Below are 20,431 nucleotides of genomic sequence, written 5' to 3'. Positions count from 1 at the left end.
TACAAACACTAGTGGCACCCTCGACTTTGCAACGATTCTCGATTTTGCCCTGAGTGATGATGTGATTCAACTGCAAGGGAGTGCTGGGGACTATTCTCTGGTATTGGCTCAAGACGGGGTTTCCACAGAGATTTGGCATCAGCAAGCCACGGATGAGCTGATTGGCGTGATTGACCAAGTCACCCTCAATGACTTTAGTCAGGGATTTACCTTTGTCTAGTATCCTGCTATCTATCTGTTAAAAAAGACCCCAGCATTACTGGGGTCTAAAAGCGCGAACTATTCTACTCAAAGCAATGCGGCTTAGTCAGCAGCCTCAGACTAGAAGCTCCATAAAGCCGCTAGCTGACCTACAATCCCTTGTCCGGTGAGGACTTCAGTGATCAAGGCTAGGGAAAAACCGACCATAGCTAGGCGACCGCCAAGGGTCTCAGCAAAGCTGGTAAAACCGAATGTTTCATTTTGTGTGCTCATAACATGTGACTCCGTAATTGCGAGGCTCTGGGCCTTATGGATACGAGTGTAACGAAAGCATAAAGAAATAACAATGTTTATTTGACAATATTGATCATTTATATTTTCTATGTATCTATGACTACGAAATGCATCGGCAATATCTTAGAATTCTTTCCTGGAAAACTATTCAAGCTACTTTAGAAACACACTCAAAATCCATCTCTCGCTACCTGTCTCCCTGCTTTTAGCCACTTATTTGCCTTGACATTCCCTGGGGATTGAGATGTTTGTAACGGTTTATGTGATGAAATGTGTATTTTTAGCTCGTCATTAAACTCTGTTGTGCACCGATGCCTATGCGCAGAACTCTGTAGACCTGGCAGATTCGAATAAAGTCCTCGCCCCAATATCCTGGCTTTAGGATGATTCTTCGACAGTGTGGGTTGCCGCATCACTGGACTTAGCGAGATAGACCCCTAGCAAGACGACCAAAAATGCGGTCCACTTAAACAGGGTTAAGCTCTCTGCAAATAGTACCCAAGCGGTAAGGGCTGCTAGGACGGGATCGAGAAGCAGCAAGATACCGACAAGTCCGGAAGATAAACGCTTCAAACTAAACGCCTGTAATCCTTGACCAAGGACTTGGCAAATGAGGGCCAGGCAAATCACTGAAATCCAACCCGATGCTGAGATAGGGAACAAACGATCTTCCGTCAACAAAACTACGGGTAAGGTCCAAATTGCCCCCCAAAAGCAGCACCACTGCAGAATGACGTTGACGGAGAATTTTGCTCTGAGTCGCTCAATAATCATCAAATTAGCCGCAGAAAAGACTGCGGACAGGAGCGAAGCAATATCTCCCGTGAGGTGGGAGGCTGAAATTTGTAAGTCGCCCAAGCCCAGCGCGCCTGCCCCGGTAATCGCCACCAATAGACCTAACAAAAATCGGCGATCGAACTGCTGATGCAGAAGCAACCATCCCCCCAGCGTGGTAAATAAAGGGGTGAGGTTGTGCAGTAGCGTTGAGTTGGCGACTTCAGTCCGGGTCAGGGACCATGCCCACAGGGCAATACACCCCCAAAACATCAGGGCAGCCACAACTAGCAACGCCTGATCGCGACGAGTATAGTCGATATCTTCTACTGCATGGTCAGCAGGGGTGCGCAGGGCATTCCATTCATGCCAGACCCAAAGGACAATATAGGCAACCCAGAACCGATTAAAGATGGTGGCGAATGGTCCTAGCTCTCGCTCACTTAATTTGATAAAGATGGCAGCTAAAGACAACGCCACAATAGCGGCTAACATAGCCACTAAGGGCAACACTTCCCCGGATAACTCCCAGGGACGTCTCACCTGCGATAGTTTCTGTGTCATGGTGCAACCCTATACTTTCACGCACAAACTATTGGTCGTTAAACCAATTTAGAGGCAGTTTTAGAGAGAAGTGAGTTTAGACGTTAACAAATCGGCAAAATACTCTGGCTAAAGCATTAAAAGCTTTATTTCCTTAATAATTGTCCCACTCTCCTGCGGTCTTGAGGATTGCAATTTAAGCATTCAGTGTAAGATGCTGCCAGAACAAGCTGTTCTGGTCGCAAGCGAAGTGCATAGCAGAAGGGATATAAGTCTTGATTCTCTGGGGGTGAAGGGGGTTATGAAAGGTTTTTTTGGGGGTTTGTGAATTTAAGAAAAATCTATTCAACAAACGCTTTAATTTCATGGATTTTTGCTACAGCCCAACGCAGAAGCCATGTAAATGCGATAACTACATAATGACCATTGGATCCACCCTTATTTAGCTCTCTATTTCTAGCTGTTTATATGTATTCGTTACCGGTCAACTCGATATGCACATCTCTGTAGATGCCCACATTCCTTTTCCCAGATCCCTTGTCTTTGAAACCTACCGGGACAAACTACAAGAGCTTTTGCCCTATATGGATAATGTGCATCGCATTGAGCCAAAGTCCTACGCGCAAGACAATGGCAGGGTCATTTGCACCAACGACTGGCATGGGGGCGGCGAAATTCCCACCATTGCCAAGGCATTTATTGATGAGCAAATGCTGTCCTGGACCGAGCATAATATTTGGGATGAAGCAGATTATTCCCTAGAGTGGCGGATTACAACCCATGCGTTTACAGAAGCCGTGTCTTGTTCAGGCAAAAACCATTTTCGAGATCAGGGCGACATGACAATTGTTGAAAACCGGGGCGAGTTGGTCATCCATCCCCATAAGATTCAGGGAATTCCCGACTTTTTAAGAAGCCAAGTAGCTGGTTTTGTCGAAACATTACTCAGTCAAAAGATTGGCCCCAATCTCACGCAAATGGGGGATGGAGTTCGCCATTACCTCGAAAAAAATACAGGCTCTATGAAATAAGGCGATCACTACAGAGATTCACCAGAATTTGGCAATTGGTGCCTCCGTAGCTTGTGCATTGCTTGAGGGCTTCTCGTTCAGCGTTTTGAATTTGCTTATCCCAAGCCCAACCATAGGCCCCCGAGGGCGATCTAGCCAAACTCCCACAGGCATCTTGAAACCAAAACAAGGCTTGGCAATCTTGAGCGGGAACTCGCTGGTTGCATTCTTGCAGAGCCCGTTGTTCGGCTGCGGCGCGGGAGGTATAGCGAAATCCATACCCATAGGCGCCTGTTGGTACAGAATAGGCGATCGCAGCAAACTGGCCCGCGGGCGGGGGGAGAACCTTGGGCGTGGCGCTAGGGGAGACTTCAGGCGTAGCGCTGGGCGAAACTTCAGGGGATGGACTAGGGGAAATCTCAGGGGTGAGACTGGGTGTTTCGCTGGAAATGGAGGGCGTTGAACTGGGATCATCGGTTCGGCCTGCCAACCATCCAGCCATCACGGGCCAGAGTTGTTGCACGGCCACAAAACTGAGCACAGCAGAGGTGAGCGCGATCGCACTCAGAATACCCACCTTTTTAGGTGTAAAGCCCTCCGATCCCTCCCTGGAGAGCGTGGCAGAGAGATCGGTGGGGGGAACCTCTGACTGAACGGGAGAAGGCGAACGCGGTGGCGCTGCGGGGGGATAGCTGGGGGAGGGAGATGGAGGCGGCGTGACCGGCGTGACGGTGAGGGTGCTATCGCGGAGGGCTTGCAAAAATTCGGGGGCGGAAGCATAGCGGTCGCGGGCCGCCAAATTGATTGATCGATCTAAAACTGTGGCTAAAGCAGGGGACATATTGAGTACAGATTGATGCCAACGCAGTTGACTCGTTTGGGGATCAATCTCTAGCTCATGGGGAAATTTACCCGTGAGCAAGTAAATGGCGGTTAACCCCAAACTGTACAAATCACTGGCATAGGTGGGAAATCCCCTCGATTGTTCTGTCGCCATAAATCCTGGCGTCCCAATCACCACAGAACTGGTGGGCTCTCCTTGAGCATTAACGACGGTTCCTAAGGTTTCCTTGACCGCCCCAAAATCAATCAAAACGGGTTTGCCATCTTGATCTCGCAAAATAATATTCTCAGGCTTAATGTCTCGATGAATGATGCCGCGCTGATGAATCAGATCGATGATGGGTAACAACCGTTGGAGGATATCCAACACGGTGGCTTCACTCAAAGCTCCTTGCGTTTGGACGACCTCTGCTAAGGTCCGACCAGCAATCAGTTCTTGGACTAAGTAGTATTGATTGGCTTCGGTAAAGTAGGCATATAGCCGAGGAATTTGATCCGACAGATCCCCCAAGGTTTCCAGAATGGCCGCTTCCCGCTGAAATCGCTCTTGAACCAGGGTCTGGATAGACGGCTCCACACTCACTGGTTTAAGCTGCTTGAGCACACACCGTCGCCGGGACGGCATATGGGTGTCTTCAACCAGAAAAGTGGTGCTAAAGCCACCCCCTCCCAAGACATCTAGAACTTGATAACGGTTATTCAAGAGTTTGGTCATAACAGCTCAGTTTCAACCCGTATCTCAGTGATAACTTGAGGCGTGATGCAAGCGCCATCTTCTGTACAATACTTTGCCCTGATCCAAAAGTTGTCAGTTATCTTCGGTTGAGCCTGCAGACTAGCCCCCGCTTGTTGCCAAAACGGTAACTGCTGTCTTATTGTCCAAGAGCCCCTCTATCGTGTAAATGCAGGCTACAGAGCCGGGGTGACCTACGGCTTCGGCGCCATGATTGGGGTCTGCTTAATCCTGTTGAGGTGGGAGTTCTGGGATTTGGATTAATATAGTGTGTAATTTCCTCTCTATTAACCTAGGGCAACCGTTAGACTATCCCTAAGGTTCTGAACAGGATTCGTTATCAAACACAGGAGTGGATGTGCCGTACCTAGTGGCCCCCCCCAATGCCCCTAACCCCAAATCCTATCCCTTGATTGCAGGAGCGAATTCGATTGGTCGAGGGTTAGACAACCACATTGTGCTCATGCACCCTAGCCTGTCGCGGCATCATGCTGAACTGATGGTGCAGGAGAATGGTCAGGCGGTTCTCAAAGATCTAGACAGCTTGAATCATACCTATGTCAATGATCAGCAAATCCAACAGTGCCAGCTCAAAGATGGGGATTTGGTGCGATTTGGCACCATCGATATGCAAATCACCTGGCACTTGACAGCGACGATTCCCGATTCTCGCCCGCCGAGTCCTCCCCCCGATCCATCCCTTTCGATCATTAGCCGCTTTACACCAGAAAACACTCGAATTGAATTGCAAGATCTGTTAGAACCCGAAGCCCCTGGGCAATCTGGTGTCGGTTTAAAGTTAAAACAGCAGGATGATCAGACCCGGTCGGTTGACAAACTTAAAATCTTGCTAGAGGTCAGTCAGCAACTGTCTTCTCCCAAAGAGTTAGAAGAACTGCTCGACAAAATTTTGGACTTGCTGTTCGAGATTATGACCGTTGACCGCGGTTTAATTCTGCTCGTCAATCCCCAAACTCAAGAGCTGGAGCAAAAAGCAATCAAATTTCGCAGCGGTATCCCTACCGGATTGCGCTTTTACAGCACCACGATTACCAACTTTGTCTATGAGTCGGGTGAAGGGATCCTGACGGATGATGCGGCCCGCGATCGCAGATTCCATGACTCGCGATCCATTGTCCAGCAAGCGATTCATGCTGCCATGTGTGTCCCCCTCAAGCCGAGAGATGACGTCATCGGCGTCTTGTATACCGACAACCTATCGATCCGCGCAATTTACTCGGAAGAAGACCTGGAATTTTTAGGTGGATTAGCGAATCAGGCTGCTATCGCCATTGACAACGCCCGCTTGTATAAGAAAATTCAAACAGAAGCCGTGTTGCGCACCAAACTAGAACGCTTTTTTCCTCAGAATGTTTGGAGAAAACTGAGTGAAGAAAGTCAACTCGAAGTCATTGACACCAACGTCACCGTAGTCTTTGCGGATATTAGCCGATTTACCGAACTATCCTCTCGTCTTGAACCTCGGCAAGTGATTGCCATGCTCAATGAATACTTCAGCGTCATGGTTGAGGGTATCGTATTCCAATTTGAAGGCACATTAGAGCAATACATTGGGGATGCATTGCTCGCTGTTTGGGGGGCACCTTATCAACATCCCAACGATGCCCAACGCGCTGTCAAAGCCGCCATTGCCATGCAGCAGGCAGTGTCTAAACTCAATCAACGCTGGGCAAAACGTTGGAACTTTAACATTCAAATTCATATTGGGGTGAATACTGGCGTCGTCGCTGCTGGCAATATTGGCTCGGAACAGCTCTTTCAGTACGGCACGATCGGCAATACCACCAATATCAGTAGCCGGATTTGTGACGTCGCTCGTGCAGGAGAAATTCTTATTTCCCAAAGCACCCTAAACGAGCTACCCCATTGCGACGTTCCTATTCAACAACTGACCCCTGTGCCAGTGAAGGGCATCCGAGATCCAATTCAGCTGTACAAATTACTCTGGGATCAGAAGAAACCTGATTCCTAGGGGTAAACGGTGGCAGTGAATTGCGCCTGATCACCGATGGGGGATCGTTGATTCACAGGTGAGAACGGAAATGCTGCTGCTGCTGGCAAACCCGGCACGATTGTGGATACTCCTCATCTACTGGCGGACCACTATTATGATTTGTGGTCTATCTCCTTTACAGCAGGCGGCTATCCTCAGGCATAATGCAGTCAAAGTTTTCTGTTTCAAGCTCCGTGCAGCCGGTCTGAGCGGATAGACTGTCAGCCCTAGTCAAGGGTGGGGCTGTTTGAGGAGGCCAAACGCTGCTAATACTTGTTCCAGAACTGTATATGTTTCTGTTTTAGTTATTGGTTAAACGCATATGATCGGTCTAACTTAAAATCTCTCTGCTAGAAATAAAAAAACACTAGACTATGTAATTTTTAAGCTTGGAGTAAAACGAGGTTTAGAAACCATCATTCTTTGGGCAATATTGAAATAGTCAATCTGATTCAAGAGCTATTTTTTCTGATTTAAGATTTAAAATCAATAGATAAATTACTCTTTGTTAGAGAAAATATTCTATAGAATAACGCTCTAGAAATTCTAGGTTTTTCCATCCTGTTCACTCATATCTAGGAGTCTAAAATGAGAAAGGAATTCAAAGGCTTTCATCCTAAAGATGCCAACAGCGATGTCCTTATAACACTGACTGATAGCGGAATTGAATACTCTAATCCGAGTACTCGCGCATTCCAATTTATTGCCTATGCTCAAGTTGCAGGATTTTCGGGTTGGTTGCCAACCTATGGTTCTTTACATATCTATAGTAGCAACCCAAACCTCACCATTCATCTCAACTTCCCCCATGAAGTTGCTGAAAGCTACCTTCGCGAGATCCAAGATGTTCTGAAAGCAAAAGTTGGACCTAGCACAATTGATCATTTAGCAGCTTCAGTAGTGTAATTTAGTGATGTAGTTGCCAATTATTCAATGATTTGATTTTTCTGGACAAACTTAATTAATTGCTTTGGCAATTTCTGTCGGGGGTTTTCGTCTTTTCCTCGCTGAATTGCCAATTTTTTTGGGCATCCTAAAGATAACGGGTATCCCAACCAGGCAATCAGTTTTTAGAATCTCTATGACGACCGGACTGCTCATTGGCCAACTTGCCACTAAATTTGGTGTCTCTCCTCAAGCCATTCGGTACTATGAGCAGCTTGGACTCCTCAACCAGCCAGACCGCAATCGATCCGGCTATCGACTTTATACCTTAGCCGCTCAAGATCGGCTCCAAATTATTCGCAGTGCTCAGAACTTGGGGTTATCCCTGCATGAAATTAAAGAGCTGTTGGAACTCGGTGAACACTCTCCAGACGCACCCCGACGGATGCAAGAAATGGTACAAGCCCATCTCGATGAATTGGACGAACAGCTTGAAGCCTTGACCCATACTCGGCAGCAGTTGGGCCGCCAGGGAGAACAGTTACAACAATTGATTTCGGTTGATTTACCCGTACAATCTTTGCTCAAGATTCTGGCAGCCCTTGAGGACCATAACCCCGTTGAAGCAGTTGTGGAAGATGACATCAGTCGAGGGATGCTCGCTAAGTATGCCGCTGGAGAACGACATTTTTCAGGAATTAAGCTAATCGGTGCCAAGCTCAATGGCACCTTACTCAGTTATGCCAATTTCAACAGAGCAGAATTGATGCTGGCTAGCTTAAATGAAACCGCTCTCGAACAATGCACTTTCAGAGAAGCACATCTCAGCGGGGCCGATATGATTGGTGCCTATCTCAAAGATGCAGACTTATCCCATGCCGTTCTGATCGGCACCGACTTGAGTGAAGCCACCTTAGCCGGGGCCAGTCTAATTGGGAGTAACCTCGGCGGCGCGTGTTTATGCGAGGCCGATCTCCGAGGTGCCAATTTAAGCGAAGCGCTGTTGATGGGCGCCAATCTTGAAGGCGCTGATTTACGGGGTGTGAATTTATTTGGTAGCAATTTAATTGATGCCAATCTCAAAGATGTGATCGTTGACGAGCCCATTCTCGTGGATACCTCATCCATGGGATATCCACAGCCCGTTCCTTAATTTGCCTTAGCTGATCAACACCATCGTCAACCCAGTGAGGACTTCCCGATAAGAGGAAGTCCACAGTCCAACCTATCCATTTGTGTCAATTACATAAGTTTTTTCTATAGCTCTTGCTATTGACACTGCAGTGAACTTGAACTTTTAGCGTAAAGAAGAATTACAAACCAGGGGGAAATCATGCAAGTATTTGGTACGGATACCAGCGAAGAATTATTTGGCTCAACCGCAGATGATGTCGTGGTGGGCAATGAAGGCGACGATACCATCGTGGGCGGTGAAGGAGATGACCTTTGGCTGTCGGGTAATGAGGGAGATGACGTCATTCAGGGCGGCAAAGGCAACGATACGCTCTCTGGTAGCCAAGGCAACGATTGGATGCATGGGGATGAAGGCGGAACTCAAAATTGGCAACAAGATGCCGATGGCAACTATAGCTACAGTGGTCCCGTTGATGAAAGTGGTGCTGGTTTTGCAGATCCGACGGATTCTACCCCTAGCGGTACCCAGCATGATGACCTCTTACTCGGGGGCCTCGGTAATGATGTCTTGATCGGTGGCCTCGGCAAAGATGCCATTATGGGCGATCAAGGGGCAGATGTCATTATTGGCGGTCAAGGAGATGACTACTGGCTAGCGGGTGAAGCCGGAGATGACACTCTCCATGGCGATGCTGGCAACGATATTCTCAGCGGTGGTGACGGCAATGATTTTGTCACGGGTGGCGTTGGCAATGACATCGTTCTGGGAAATGACGGTGAAGATACCTTATTAGCAGGCTCTGGTGCAGATTACGCTGATGGCGGTGCTGGGGATGATCTCGTTGATGGCGGCGCCGGGGCCGACACCCTTAAAGGGGGAGAAGGTGATGACAGAATTCTGGGGCAGGCTGGCAATGACATCTTAATCGGAGAAGCGGGCAATGATGAGCTGATCGGTGGGGCCGGTGATGATTATTGGATATCAGGTGGCGACGGCAATGATGCCCTCTACGGCGAGCAAGGGCACGACATTATGGATGGGGGTGACGGCAACGATACCCTCTACGGTGGTGCAGATGACGACACCATGATCGGGGGAGCAGGCGATGATGCCCTCTTTGGTGGCGAACATATCGACCATATGGATGGCGGCACCGGTGCAGATACCCTATCTGGGGGGCACGGAGATGACAATATTCATGGCGGTGAAGGCAATGACCTGATTACTGGTGAAGGTGACCAGGATGTTCTCTATGGAGACGCTGGTCAAGATACCATCAGCGGTGGCGCTGGCCATGACTTTATTAGTGGTGGATTAGGAGATGACCTCCTTTCCGGTGACGAAGGCATGGATGCCATTGAAGGCGGTCAGGGTAATGACACCATCGACGGTGGTGCTGGCAATGATGGCTGGCTCTCGGGTGGTGAAGGCGCTGATTTAATCGATGGCGGTGCGGGTGAAGATGTGCTGTCCGGGGGTGAAGGGACAGATACCTTGCTTGGCAACACTGGTAATGATGTCCTGATGGGCGATGCGGGCAATGACATCCTCAAGGGGGGTGAGGGGAACGACTACTGGGTTGACGGCGGCGATGGCAACGACCTCGTCGAAGGCGGCCTCGGCAATGATGTCGTCGCTGGCGGCGCTGGCGAGGATACCGTCAGCGGTGGCGAAGGCCAAGACATCGTTCTGGGTGATTCCGGCAATGATTTAATGTCAGGTAATGCTGGTCATGACACGATGGATGGGGGTTCTGGAGACGACACCGTCTACGGGGGCACTGGGAACGACTTTATCGATGGCGGTCAAGAAGATAGCCTGGGTCAAATCAATCTCGTCGTCAATGGCAGTTTCGAAGACAATCCTCTGGGCAATAAGAGTTGGGATGTTTTCCAATCCATAGCCGGTTGGACAAGTACCCAAGGGTCCGGCATCGAAGTTCAGCAGATAGGGGTCGCTGATGACGGCCAAGCCCGAGTAGAACTTGATAGCCACAACAACAGTGGCATGATGCAGCAATTAGACACGGTAGCAGGACAAACCTACGAGCTGTCTTTTGCTTACACTCCCAGACCCGGTGTAGATCTCAACAGTACACCAATTGAAGTTTACTGGGATGGCGAACTCATCGATACCATTCACGGTGAAAGCCAAATCGAACAATGGCAAACCTATACCTATAAGCTCCAAGGTGGCAATGGCGATACGACTGCCCTTGAGTTTAGAGCCGTGGGTACAGATGATAGCTTGGGTGGATATCTAGATAGCGTCTCGGTGTACGCGAGCACGGCTTCATCTGTGAATGATGTCCTCATGGGGGGTGAAGGCAACGACACCATCTTGGGGAACAGCGGTAATGACTATCTCTCTGGCGACCAAGGCGACGACATCTTAGAAGGAGGTCTCGGCGACGACACGCTCTTCGGCGGTGCAGGCAAGGACACCCTAGATGGCGGCACAGGCCATGACGAGCTAAGCGGTGGCTTAGAAAGTGACATCATCAGCGGTGGTACGGGCAACGACACCTTGGCAGGGGATGAAGGCAACGACGTTCTGACTGGCGGGGCTGGCAACGACATTCTCAACGCCGGAACAGGTGATGACTACTGGGTCGACGGTGGTACGGGCAACGATGTTGTTTCCGGCGGTACAGGCAACGACATCGTTTCTGGTGGTCGGGGGAACGATATTGTTTCCGGTGGTGAAGACGATGATACCGTTCTGGGTGGCGCTGACCAGGATTTACTAACCGGTGATGCAGGAAACGATGTTCTCCAAGGCGATGCTGGACTAGACACCCTATACGGTGGGGCTGGTAACGACACCTTAGGCGGCGGTGACGGTGCCGATTTACTCAAGGGTGAAGCTGGCTTAGACATCCTGGAAGGGGGGGCCGGAAACGATACACTCTTCGGCGGAGATGAAAAAGATGTTCTTAGGGGTGACAGCGGAGATGATGTACTCTCCGGTGAGGCAGGAAACGACTACTTGAGCGGCGGTGAAGGCGCTGATCATCTGAGTGGTGGCGAAGGCCAAGATGTGATTGAAGGGGGCGCAGGTGCTGACGTTATTTCAGGTAATACCGGCAATGACGAGTGGCTGTCCGGAAACTCTGGAGATGATGTTGTTGATGGCGGCAGCGGCAATGACTTCTTAAGCGGTGGTGAAGGCGCTGATACGCTCCTAGGTGGAGATGGCAACGACGTAGTCTTCATGGATGCTGCCGATACTCAAATCCTTGGTGGTGAAGGCTATGATGTTGCCATTGTTGAGTCGGCAGAAGGCGTCGTCTTTGATGCAGGGGCTAACAGCTTCAATGAAGCCCACGGCAACAGCGGTGATGATGTTTTCACGAATACGAATGGTGCGGGTGCCCCCGCTTCTACGACTGTTGCTTTGTTTGGTAAAGGTGGGAACGACCAATTATCCGGTGGCTCAGCTAATGACTATTTAGAAGGCGGTACTGGCGATGATACCTTAGCCGGTGGAGCAGGTGAAGATACTGCGATCGCAGGTGAAGGCAATGACCTGATTTCCGGTGAAGCAGGCCACGATTACCTCGAAGGCAATGCTGGGGATGACACCCTCGAAGGCGGTACCGAAAACGATATGTTGGTCGGTGGAGATGGTGCAGACGCCCTGTATGGGGGCGAAGGCTCTGACACCTTGCTGTTCGACGCAGACGACACTGTAGTCGATGGTGGCGACGGTTATGACATCGCTCGCGTCCAAGGCAACCAGCCGGTCACCCTAGACTTGGGCACCAGCCAAATTGAGCTAGCCTACGGTTCTGGCGGCGATGATGTCTTTACCAATTCCGGCACCGAGAATGTCGAAATTCATGGTGAAGCTGGAGATGACAGTATCACGGGCGGCACGGGCCATGAAAACCTCGATGGCGGGGCAGGCAATGACACCATTCTCGCAGGAGCAGGCAATGACATTCTCTCGGGCGGCACGGGTGATGACCGGTTAGAAGGCCAAGAGGGCAATGATGTTCTCTCGGGTAATGCCGGGGCCGATACCCTCATGGGCGGTGCAGGTAACGACACCCTTAACTTTGATGGGGACGACACCTTCGACGGTGGCGAGGGTACAGACGTCGCCAAACTCCAGAGTAGCGATGGTCTAACCCTCAATATTGATGATGTCAGCATCGAAGAAATTCACGGTAATGCTGGCAACGACCAGTTCACTTCCAGTAATGGCACCAACATTAAAATGTATGGCCTAGCAGGAGATGACACCCTTACCAGCGGCAGCGGCAGTGATCGCCTAGACGGTGGCAGCGGCAACGATGTCTTATCTTCTAGCGGCGGCAACAATTCTCTGTTTGGTGGTGACGGCAACGATAGCCTGACGACCGCTGGCGGTAAAGATACCTTAGATGGTGGGTCGGGCAACGATACCCTCAGCGCTGATAATGGCAACGACAGCCTCCTCGGTGGTAGTGGTGATGACCTCTTAGATGCTGGGTCTGGGAACGACACTCTGAAAGGGGATGCTGGTGCAGACCAATTGATAGGGGGTGCCGGTAACGATAAACTCTACTTCGATGCCGACGATACGGTGGTTGAAGGCGGCACTGGCACGGATACGGCTTACTACCAAAGCACCTCGGACCTGACGATGGATATCGATGCAGCAGGCATCGAAACCCTCTATGCTAACAGCGGTAATGACCAACTGACCTCTACCAATGGTGCCAAGGTAAAACTCTATGGCCAAGGCGGCAATGACACCCTCTCTAGTGGCAGTGGCAATGACCGCTTAGATGGTGGAGCTGGGGATGATGTTCTCACCAGTACCGCAGGGAACAACCTCTTCAAAGGGGGCTCTGGGGATGACACCCTCACTAGTGGCAGTGGCGCAGACACCCTAGAAGGGGGCAGCGACAACGATATCCTCAGTGGAGGTGCCGGGGCTGACATCCTTAAAGGCGGGAGCGGCAATGACGCTCTCGACGGAGGCAGTGGCAATGACAAACTCTACGGTGGGTCTGGTGTTGACACCCTCCTGGGTGGCGAGGGGAACGACTCCCTCTATGCTGAAGACGGCAATGATGTCTTAGAGGGTGGATCTGGCAACGACGAGCTGTTTGGCAGTAATGGTGATAACCAACTGTTAGGGGGTGACGGAAACGATGCTCTGTACGGCGTCAACGGATCTAACGAGCTACAGGGTGGTGCAGGTCTAGACTCTCTATACGGTGGCAGCGGTGCTGATCAACTTTCCGGTGATACTGGTAATGATGGTCTCTATGCTGGTGCTGGCAATGACCTCCTAGACGGGGGTGCCAACAACGACACCTTGATGGGGCAAGAAGGCAATGACACCCTACTGGGCGGTAGCGGCGACGATGTCTTAGTCGGCGCCAACAACGACACGCTCAAAGGCAGTGGTTCCATCGACTATATGACTGGGGGTGAAGGAGCAGACTATTTCGTCCTTGGTGGTGATGTGGCCTACTACAACGATGGAGATGATGCCTCTGCTGGTCTGAATGATTTTGCGGTCATCACGGATTTCAATGGCGATCAAGATTTGATCCAACTGAGTGGTTCTGCATCTGACTATGTCTTGGGTGCTTCAGCACCTGGAATGAGTGGTACTGGAATTTATCTAGATTCTAACGGCGATGGTAGTGCCAATGGCACAGATGAGCTCATTGCCAATGTTGTGAGTGACTTCGGTTTTAGTCTCACGGATAGCTCCTTTATCTATATCTAGAAGCTCATCTGCACAACCTAACCCTTAACGTTGATACCCAAAACTGCTCTGGTGCTACCAGGGCAGTTTTTTTGTCTGTAAAATGTATACCACAAAAAAAGACATATATTATACGTAAAGTATTGCTATGCAAGCGTTTCAGGTCGCTATGTATATGGGGAAAGCGGTTAGTATAACTTATTCTTATACAAGTTTTCCTTGACTCTCAAGCTTACTGTAATGGTTAGTCTATATCTATAAGCAACCAACCCGGATGACCCCAATGATGATGGCTTCCCAGATAGCACTTTTCAAAAGCACTCACATGATGAACCCACTTAACACCTTGAATATAATGACAACTTCTATTCAGCAATCCTTATTTTTATCTGACGCAGAAATTGATAGTTTTATGCTGCTTGATTTAGATGTAGACAGTATGAACGAGTCGATTGATATAGATTTTTCAGGATGATGTTGGGGCGGTGGGCTTGCGATAATCACCGTTTAACCTACCCCTATTGGCTATCAACACCGTTCGACAACTGACGAAAACAATGTTCCCCCGTAGCCCTGGCAATACACTGTCAGGGTTTTTATTCGCCAGGATGTAACGCTTGGACCAGTATGCAATCCACTACTTGTTTGAACCTAGCGCAAATGCTTGATACCATCCGCTTCCTTAGAAAAGCGATCGGTGATCAAACTAATGATCGGTCGCTTGCGCACTTTGATATTGACACTGACCGACATCCCAGACTGCAACGCTAACTCTCGCCCCTTGGTTTTTAATGTTTGTGAATCTAATTTGACAACAGCAGGGAAGCTGTAAAACTGCCGAACTTCCGTAGGGGGTAAGGCGTCAGAGCCAATGGACTCAATGATTCCTTCTATATCGCCAAATTCACTGAAGTTAAAGGAATCTACCCTGACATCCACCGGCATCCCGGTCTGGATAAAGCCAATATCTTTATTGGTGATGTAGACTTTGGCTTTCAGGTTGTCGGCAGGGACAATTTTCAAGACTGGTTCGCTGGCGTTTGCCACAAATCCGGGCGAACTCGGTTGCAAATCAAACACCACTCCATCAACGGGTGCTTTCAGCTCTTGGTAATCGAGAGTCAGTTTCGCTTGTTGGAGCCGATTTTCTAAATCTGCAATAGTCCTTTGGTTATCCACAATCGCTTTGGTGAGTTGACTGTCGATTTCAGTAATGCGTTGCTCATTGGCGGCGATTCGATCCAACAAATCCCGCTGGTTCGTGGCGACGGTGTTTAAGGCTTGGGCTTGGGACTGCAATTTTTCCTGGCCCACCTGCTCCATTTGTCGCAGCAAACGAATTTGCTCTTGCTGGAGACGAGAGACTTCTGCTGCGCCAGACTGCACTTCATCCTGCTGTCGTTTGAATTGCACTCGTGCGATCGCACCTTTTTTATGGGCATCTTCAATATCGCTGACAATCTCTTTATTGAGGGCCAAGGTTTTTTGGGCACTCTCTAGTTGAATTTTGTTCTGTTCCAGTTGCACTTCAATTTGGCGAAGCTGTTTGTCCCCTTGCCTCACGCGCGCTTCAGCAGCCGCCACGCTAGTCGAGCCTTGCAATAACCCAGACTTGAGTCGCTGGCGCTCTTCTGCCGAAAAGGCCTTGGTATTGTTTGCGCCATTCAGCTGGGCTCGGTAGAGTTTATTTTCTGCTACCAGGGCTTGGCGATCTCGGGTTGAGTTAATCAACTCGGGATCAATCACATCCGGGAGGGGGGCATTCGATTGACCCTGTAATTGTTGCCGATAGTAGTCATTGACCTGAACCAAATTACGGCGCTGACGTTGGAGCGATTTGATCTCCGACCGCGTACCTTGACGATTCAGCACTAGCAAGATATCCCCTTTTTTGACCAGTTGGCCTTCTTCCACCTTAATTTCTTTGACTACGCCAGCAACCGGAGATTGAACATCTTTAACCGCTCCCTTAGGCTCTAGCTGTCCCGATGCAGGAATGGCTTCTTCAATTTGAAACAAACAGGCCCAGGCCAACGCTGCCGAGGCTGCACCCACAATCCCCCAAATAATCGCTCTAGACCAGACCGGAGACTGCTGTAAAATTACCGGGCGATCAAAGGGGGTTTCCTTCTTGGGCTGGGCTTTCGTAAGGGGCAGTACGTTTTCTTCTGTTCCAGTAGCCTCCGTCGGATTCAACTTTTTGGGGTCGCCGCCCGCGAAGTCTTGGATACCGGTCATGATTGAGTCTCCTGTTGCTGGTACAGCCAATAATATCGGCCTCTTTGCTGCATCAGTTCTGTATGCGTCCCTTGTTCAACGAGATTGCCTTGATCCATCATCAAAATCATATCTGCGGATTCCAACGTTTTCAGACGATGGGTGACAAAAAAGACTGTGCGATCGCCAAAGGCTTCTGCCAGGTTAAGACAGACTTGACGTTCAGCGTTGTAATCGAGGGCACTCGTCGCTTCATCCAGAATGATCAGCTGCGGATTCTGGAGGACCATGCGTGCGATCGCAATCCGCTGCCGTTGCCCCCCCGATAAAGCCGAGCCCCGCTCACCCACTCGGGTGTTATATCCCTGGGGCAATTCCATAATGAAATCATGGGCATAGGCCACTTTTGCCGCTTCCACAATTTCTTCCGCCGTCGCGTCTGGAGCAGAAAGGGCAATATTCTCTTGTACCGTGCCATCAAACAGCAAACTGTCTTGCAACACCATCCCGATTTGGCGACGGAGAGAATACAGCTCCACTTTGCCGATATCATATTGATCGACCAAGATCCGACCACTGTTAGCCTTGTAGAGTCGCATCAGCAGTTTCATCAACGTACTCTTACCCGACCCACTCTGGCCCACAATCCCCACAAAGGTCTTAGCGGGCACGTCTAACGACACCTGCTGCAACTGCATGGGGCCATTGTCCTTGAAGCGGAAGGACAAGTCCTCAAACTTCACAGCCCCTTCCATCAGCGGCATCGGAATTAAGTTGCGATCCGCTTCAGTCACCTCTTGGGGATAATCGAGAATATCGCCTAATCGCTCAAGGGACAGTGCCGTTTCCTGGAAGTTTTGCCAGAGCTGCACTAGCCGGAGCAAAGGGCCAGTGGTATAGCCTGCAATGATCCGAAAGGCAATCAATTCACCTACCGTCAGTTGCCCTTCGATAAACAGATAGGCTCCGACCCAGAGCAAGAGTAGGCTAGATAGCTTATTTAAGAAGCCACTCATGGAGCCTGCCGTGGTAGACGCCACAACCGCCTTAAACCCAGAGCTGACATATCGGGCATAGCGATCTTGCCACTGCCATCGGGATTTCAGCTCAATATTTTGGGCTTTAACCGTTTGAATTCCCGATACCACTTCCACCAAATAAGACTGGGTTTTGGCATTTTCCTCGGCCTTGTTTCGAGCTAAGCGGCGAATAATCGGTGCAAAAATAAACGTCAGCAAGGCAAAGAGCGGCACTGTCCCCAAGGCAATAATCGTCAGTAGCCAGCTATAAAACACCATCACGACGATGTACACCACGGAAAATACCGCGTCTAGCACTACCGTCAAGGCAGTTCCGGTTAAAAATTTGCGGATGTTTTCTAATTCATTGACGCGGGTAGCAAGCTCACCCACGGGTCGCCGATCAAAGTATCGTAGGGGTAGGCGCACTAGGTGATCGATCACCTCCGCCCCTAGGGTCATATCAATGCGATTAGTGGTGTCTACAAACAGATAGGTGCGAAAACTGGTGAGCAAAGCTTCAAAAATAGCCACACCCACTAACAATAGACCCAGGACATTCAGGGTGCCGAGAGCCCCTTGCGACAAGACTTTATCAATAATGACCTGAGTAATAAGAGGATTAGCCAAGCCAAACAATTGCACAAAGAAGGACGCAATCAGCACCTCAATCAAGACCTTGCGGTGCTTCTTAATGGAAGGCCAAAACCAGCTTAGGTTAAACCGACTTTGAGGTGTTTCATGGGTGCGCTCTAGCAGCAAGACTTGGACCTTGTCATCAAAGTCTTCCAAGAAAGCATCGGGAGGTTTGCGGAGCAGGGTCTGCTCGGGCACGGCAAACACAATTTCTTTTGGACTCGTTTCATACACCAGGGCAATCCGGTCTTGCCAATTAATCAGGGCTGGAGTCGGCAGACGAGGGAAGGCGGAGGCGGGTGTTTCAACGAGTTGGGCTCGCAATCCCATGGATTCTGTGATCGCACCATATACTGGCAACGAAATACCCGGACCATTCCGATCCACATGATTTTTGAGAATACGCCGAATCACATCCTTGCGAAATGGCAAATTGAGATGCAACGCCAGCATCTGAAAACAGGCTAGAGGCGCATCAACAGGCCCTCGGCCCGATTTGAAGGGATATTTGCCATGTTTAACCGGGGCTTCATCAATGGTTGGAAGCAGCACGGGCGCTTCTGGGATGTCATCCCAAACATCTGATTGAGGCGCTGAATCTTCTGGCTCAATCGAGGGTTGATGTGATTTGATCGGTTTTAATCCAATCAGCCGTAGTGTTTCTGAGCGAGAAACCGTTCCGTTGAGCTGCTCTAAGCAAGTTTCCAACGGTTGACCTATTTCTAAATCAGGAATGGACCCTCCACTCACAAACCACTCCAAATGAGGCTGTAGTTGATCAATAGAGATATCTCGTAGAGGGCAACTTTGAATAAGGCTTTCTGGCAATGCCCTTTCAGCTAGATATTTCAGGTCAGTCGAGCCATCTGCTCGGAGTAATAGCTGTTGACCCAGCACATCAAAGGCTTCTAGGATACTAGGCTGCTGCTCATAAATTTGAGCCATGCTAGGTTCATGGCTCAACAGATCCAAAAAGGTAGCCGCAGACAGCTTCAAACCAACCGTTTCCACAGAAGCAATGGCCGTCTCGCAAGGAATTTGGCGCACCAGGCTAATCCAACCCACGGCAGCCCCTGGTCCCAGCAAACTCAACGTCACCGGAGTATCTGTGCGCGGATCATATCCCAATAGCCGCACCTGCCCTTGATAAATCAGGGTAAAGTCTTGAGGCATCGCCCGGTTAGACACCAGCGGACGTCCCATGGGATAGCGGAGGGGTTGAAACTCCTTCGCCAGTAAGGATAAAACCGCTTCTGAAAGCTGATTAAAGCCAGGAAGATCCTTAAGGAAAGATTCCAGGGATAGGAGGACTGAAGTCATGGTGTGTGCACAGAAACAGCAATAGCATCGCCAGACACTGCAACAGATTTCAACTGTGTTTGTAACCACTCATTAAAACGCTGTTCCAACAATTGTTGGCGCAGGGTGTCATCCAGTTGGGCCGAGATAAGCTTTTGCAGGCTAACAATAACAAACCATTCACCTAAGCGAATGGGAGGGCGAACTTGCCCAGGTTGGGCACTCGTCAAAATTTGCACCAAGGTAGGATGTAAATTGGCAGCGGTCACAGGGCCAATTAATCCCCCGGTTTGGGCTTCAGGCCCCTGAGAATACTGTGTTGCGAGATCCGAAAAGGCTTGTTCCTCCGCTTGTAGACGGAAGTACAGTTCTTGTGCCACTTCGGCACTAGCCACTCGAATCAGTGAATAAACATACTGATCAAACTGCCCTTTTTGTTGGAGGAAGTCAGACTCTACCTGATTATTCCAGGTTTGAAGCTTGAACTTGTGTAATTTTAACTGCCGTTGGGCCTGCACTGCCAACTGTTGGGGCGTCATACGGTAATGCTTTAACCACATCTCACGCCGGGTTTCATCACCAATTTGATGTTGACGATAAAACTGATCGATAGCCTGCACAATTTCTTCCTGGCTCAATTGCACGTCTTGTATGGCTTGGTCAATTACCAATTCCTTCAGCAACTGAGGAAGAAGCTGGTACTGCCCAAGTAAAGGAATTAAATCAGAGGTTTGAACAGTGTTATCCACAATCGGCAGAGCAGAGACCATATCAAAAATACTCTTAATAGAGAGGGTTATTCAAGTCTAAAGATCAATTGAAGGGCAATATGAATAAAACAAATGAAGATAAAGACGAAGGCAGAGTATTGTTACCATACCCTTCTTACTAAGAGGATGTAACTTTTTCGGCACCTGTCTGAAACATTTTAGAGATATCCATGCCATCATTCCTGGCGCTACCTACTGATGGATGAAGAAATAGATTTAGCTCTTTGCAGAGACTCTAACATCTAGTAAATTTATTATCCTAAACACGCTAGTCCAAAACTACGCACTTTCAGTGCGAGACTTTAGTTGCTACACACCTCTAATGCAGGAGAAGTAGCATCCAGAAGTC

The 20,431-nt window shown here is 49.5% G+C and carries 13 protein-coding genes; 7 read left to right on the top strand and 6 right to left on the bottom strand.

What is annotated here, in order from left to right; all coding sequences use genetic code 11:
• Positions 1 to 220, top strand: a 220-nt coding sequence (locus tag Q0991_RS09810; RefSeq protein WP_366524938.1) for a hypothetical protein, incomplete at its 5' end; no start/stop codon positions are given.
• Between the two features lie 101 nt (positions 221 to 321).
• Here Q0991_RS09810 and Q0991_RS09805 read toward each other — a convergent pair.
• Together Q0991_RS09805 and Q0991_RS09800 are read right to left on the bottom strand one after the other, a co-directional pair.
• A complete protein-coding gene (locus Q0991_RS09805; RefSeq protein WP_299487860.1) occupies positions 322 to 474 on the bottom strand; it encodes a high light inducible protein in 153 nt (50 codons plus the stop codon).
• A gap of 399 nt (positions 475 to 873) precedes the next feature.
• On the bottom strand, positions 874 to 1,833 hold the full coding sequence (locus Q0991_RS09800) for a DMT family transporter (protein WP_299487858.1): 960 nt from the start codon (positions 1,831 to 1,833) through the stop codon (positions 874 to 876).
• A 473-nt stretch (positions 1,834 to 2,306) separates the two neighbouring features.
• On the opposite strand from Q0991_RS09800, the gene Q0991_RS09795 reads away from it, so the two are divergent.
• Positions 2,307 to 2,843 (top strand): hypothetical protein, encoded by a 537-nt coding sequence (locus Q0991_RS09795; RefSeq protein ID WP_299487856.1) that lies wholly within the window; start codon positions 2,307 to 2,309, stop codon positions 2,841 to 2,843.
• Here the strand turns inward: Q0991_RS09795 and Q0991_RS09790 are convergent.
• Entirely contained in the window at positions 2,833 to 4,380 is a 1,548-nt protein-coding gene (locus Q0991_RS09790) for a DUF4189 domain-containing protein (protein WP_299487855.1), read from the bottom strand. The genes Q0991_RS09795 and Q0991_RS09790 overlap by 11 nt on opposite strands.
• 376 nt (positions 4,381 to 4,756) lie before the next feature.
• Between Q0991_RS09790 and Q0991_RS09785 the strand changes: the two genes are divergently transcribed.
• The 5 genes from Q0991_RS09785 to Q0991_RS09765 all read left to right on the top strand — a co-directional run bounded on the left by Q0991_RS09785 (position 4,757) and on the right by Q0991_RS09765 (position 14,616).
• On the top strand, positions 4,757 to 6,391 hold the full coding sequence (locus tag Q0991_RS09785) for an adenylate/guanylate cyclase domain-containing protein (protein ID WP_299487853.1): 1,635 nt from the start codon (positions 4,757 to 4,759) through the stop codon (positions 6,389 to 6,391).
• A 609-nt stretch (positions 6,392 to 7,000) separates the two neighbouring features.
• On the top strand, positions 7,001 to 7,318 hold the full coding sequence (locus Q0991_RS09780; RefSeq protein WP_299487851.1) for a hypothetical protein: 318 nt from the start codon (positions 7,001 to 7,003) through the stop codon (positions 7,316 to 7,318).
• A gap of 175 nt (positions 7,319 to 7,493) precedes the next feature.
• A complete protein-coding gene (locus tag Q0991_RS09775) occupies positions 7,494 to 8,450 on the top strand; it encodes a pentapeptide repeat-containing protein (RefSeq protein WP_299487850.1) in 957 nt (318 codons plus the stop codon).
• 180 nt (positions 8,451 to 8,630) lie between these two features.
• The gene (locus Q0991_RS09770) at positions 8,631 to 14,162 is read left to right on the top strand and encodes a calcium-binding protein (RefSeq protein WP_299487849.1); all 5,532 of its coding nucleotides are present in this window, start codon (positions 8,631 to 8,633) and stop codon (positions 14,160 to 14,162) included.
• A 253-nt stretch (positions 14,163 to 14,415) separates the two neighbouring features.
• Positions 14,416 to 14,616, top strand: coding sequence for a hypothetical protein (locus tag Q0991_RS09765; RefSeq protein ID WP_299487848.1), 201 nt, complete (start codon positions 14,416 to 14,418; stop codon positions 14,614 to 14,616).
• Between the two features lie 176 nt (positions 14,617 to 14,792).
• Here the strand turns inward: Q0991_RS09765 and Q0991_RS09760 are convergent, their stop codons facing one another.
• From Q0991_RS09760 to Q0991_RS09750, 3 genes are read right to left on the bottom strand one after another with little or no spacing between them, the layout of a single operon-like run.
• Positions 14,793 to 16,379 carry an HlyD family efflux transporter periplasmic adaptor subunit gene (locus Q0991_RS09760; RefSeq protein ID WP_299487847.1) on the bottom strand — a complete coding sequence of 529 codons (1,587 nt, stop codon included), beginning with the start codon at positions 16,377 to 16,379 and terminating at the stop codon, positions 14,793 to 14,795.
• The gene (locus Q0991_RS09755; RefSeq protein ID WP_299487846.1) at positions 16,376 to 19,333 is read right to left on the bottom strand and encodes a peptidase domain-containing ABC transporter; all 2,958 of its coding nucleotides are present in this window, start codon (positions 19,331 to 19,333) and stop codon (positions 16,376 to 16,378) included. Before Q0991_RS09755 ends, Q0991_RS09760 begins: the two co-directional genes overlap by 4 nt.
• Positions 19,330 to 20,082: a peptidylprolyl isomerase gene (locus tag Q0991_RS09750; RefSeq protein WP_299487845.1), complete on the bottom strand. Its 753-nt coding sequence runs from the start codon at positions 20,080 to 20,082 to the stop codon at positions 19,330 to 19,332. Before Q0991_RS09750 ends, Q0991_RS09755 begins: the two co-directional genes overlap by 4 nt.
• Between the last annotated feature and the right edge of the window lie 349 nt (positions 20,083 to 20,431).

The organism is Acaryochloris sp. IP29b_bin.137, from assembly GCF_028285745.1.
Taxonomy (GTDB): domain Bacteria; phylum Cyanobacteriota; class Cyanobacteriia; order Thermosynechococcales; family Thermosynechococcaceae; genus Acaryochloris.
This window is presented reverse-complemented; position numbering and strand designations above follow the sequence as displayed.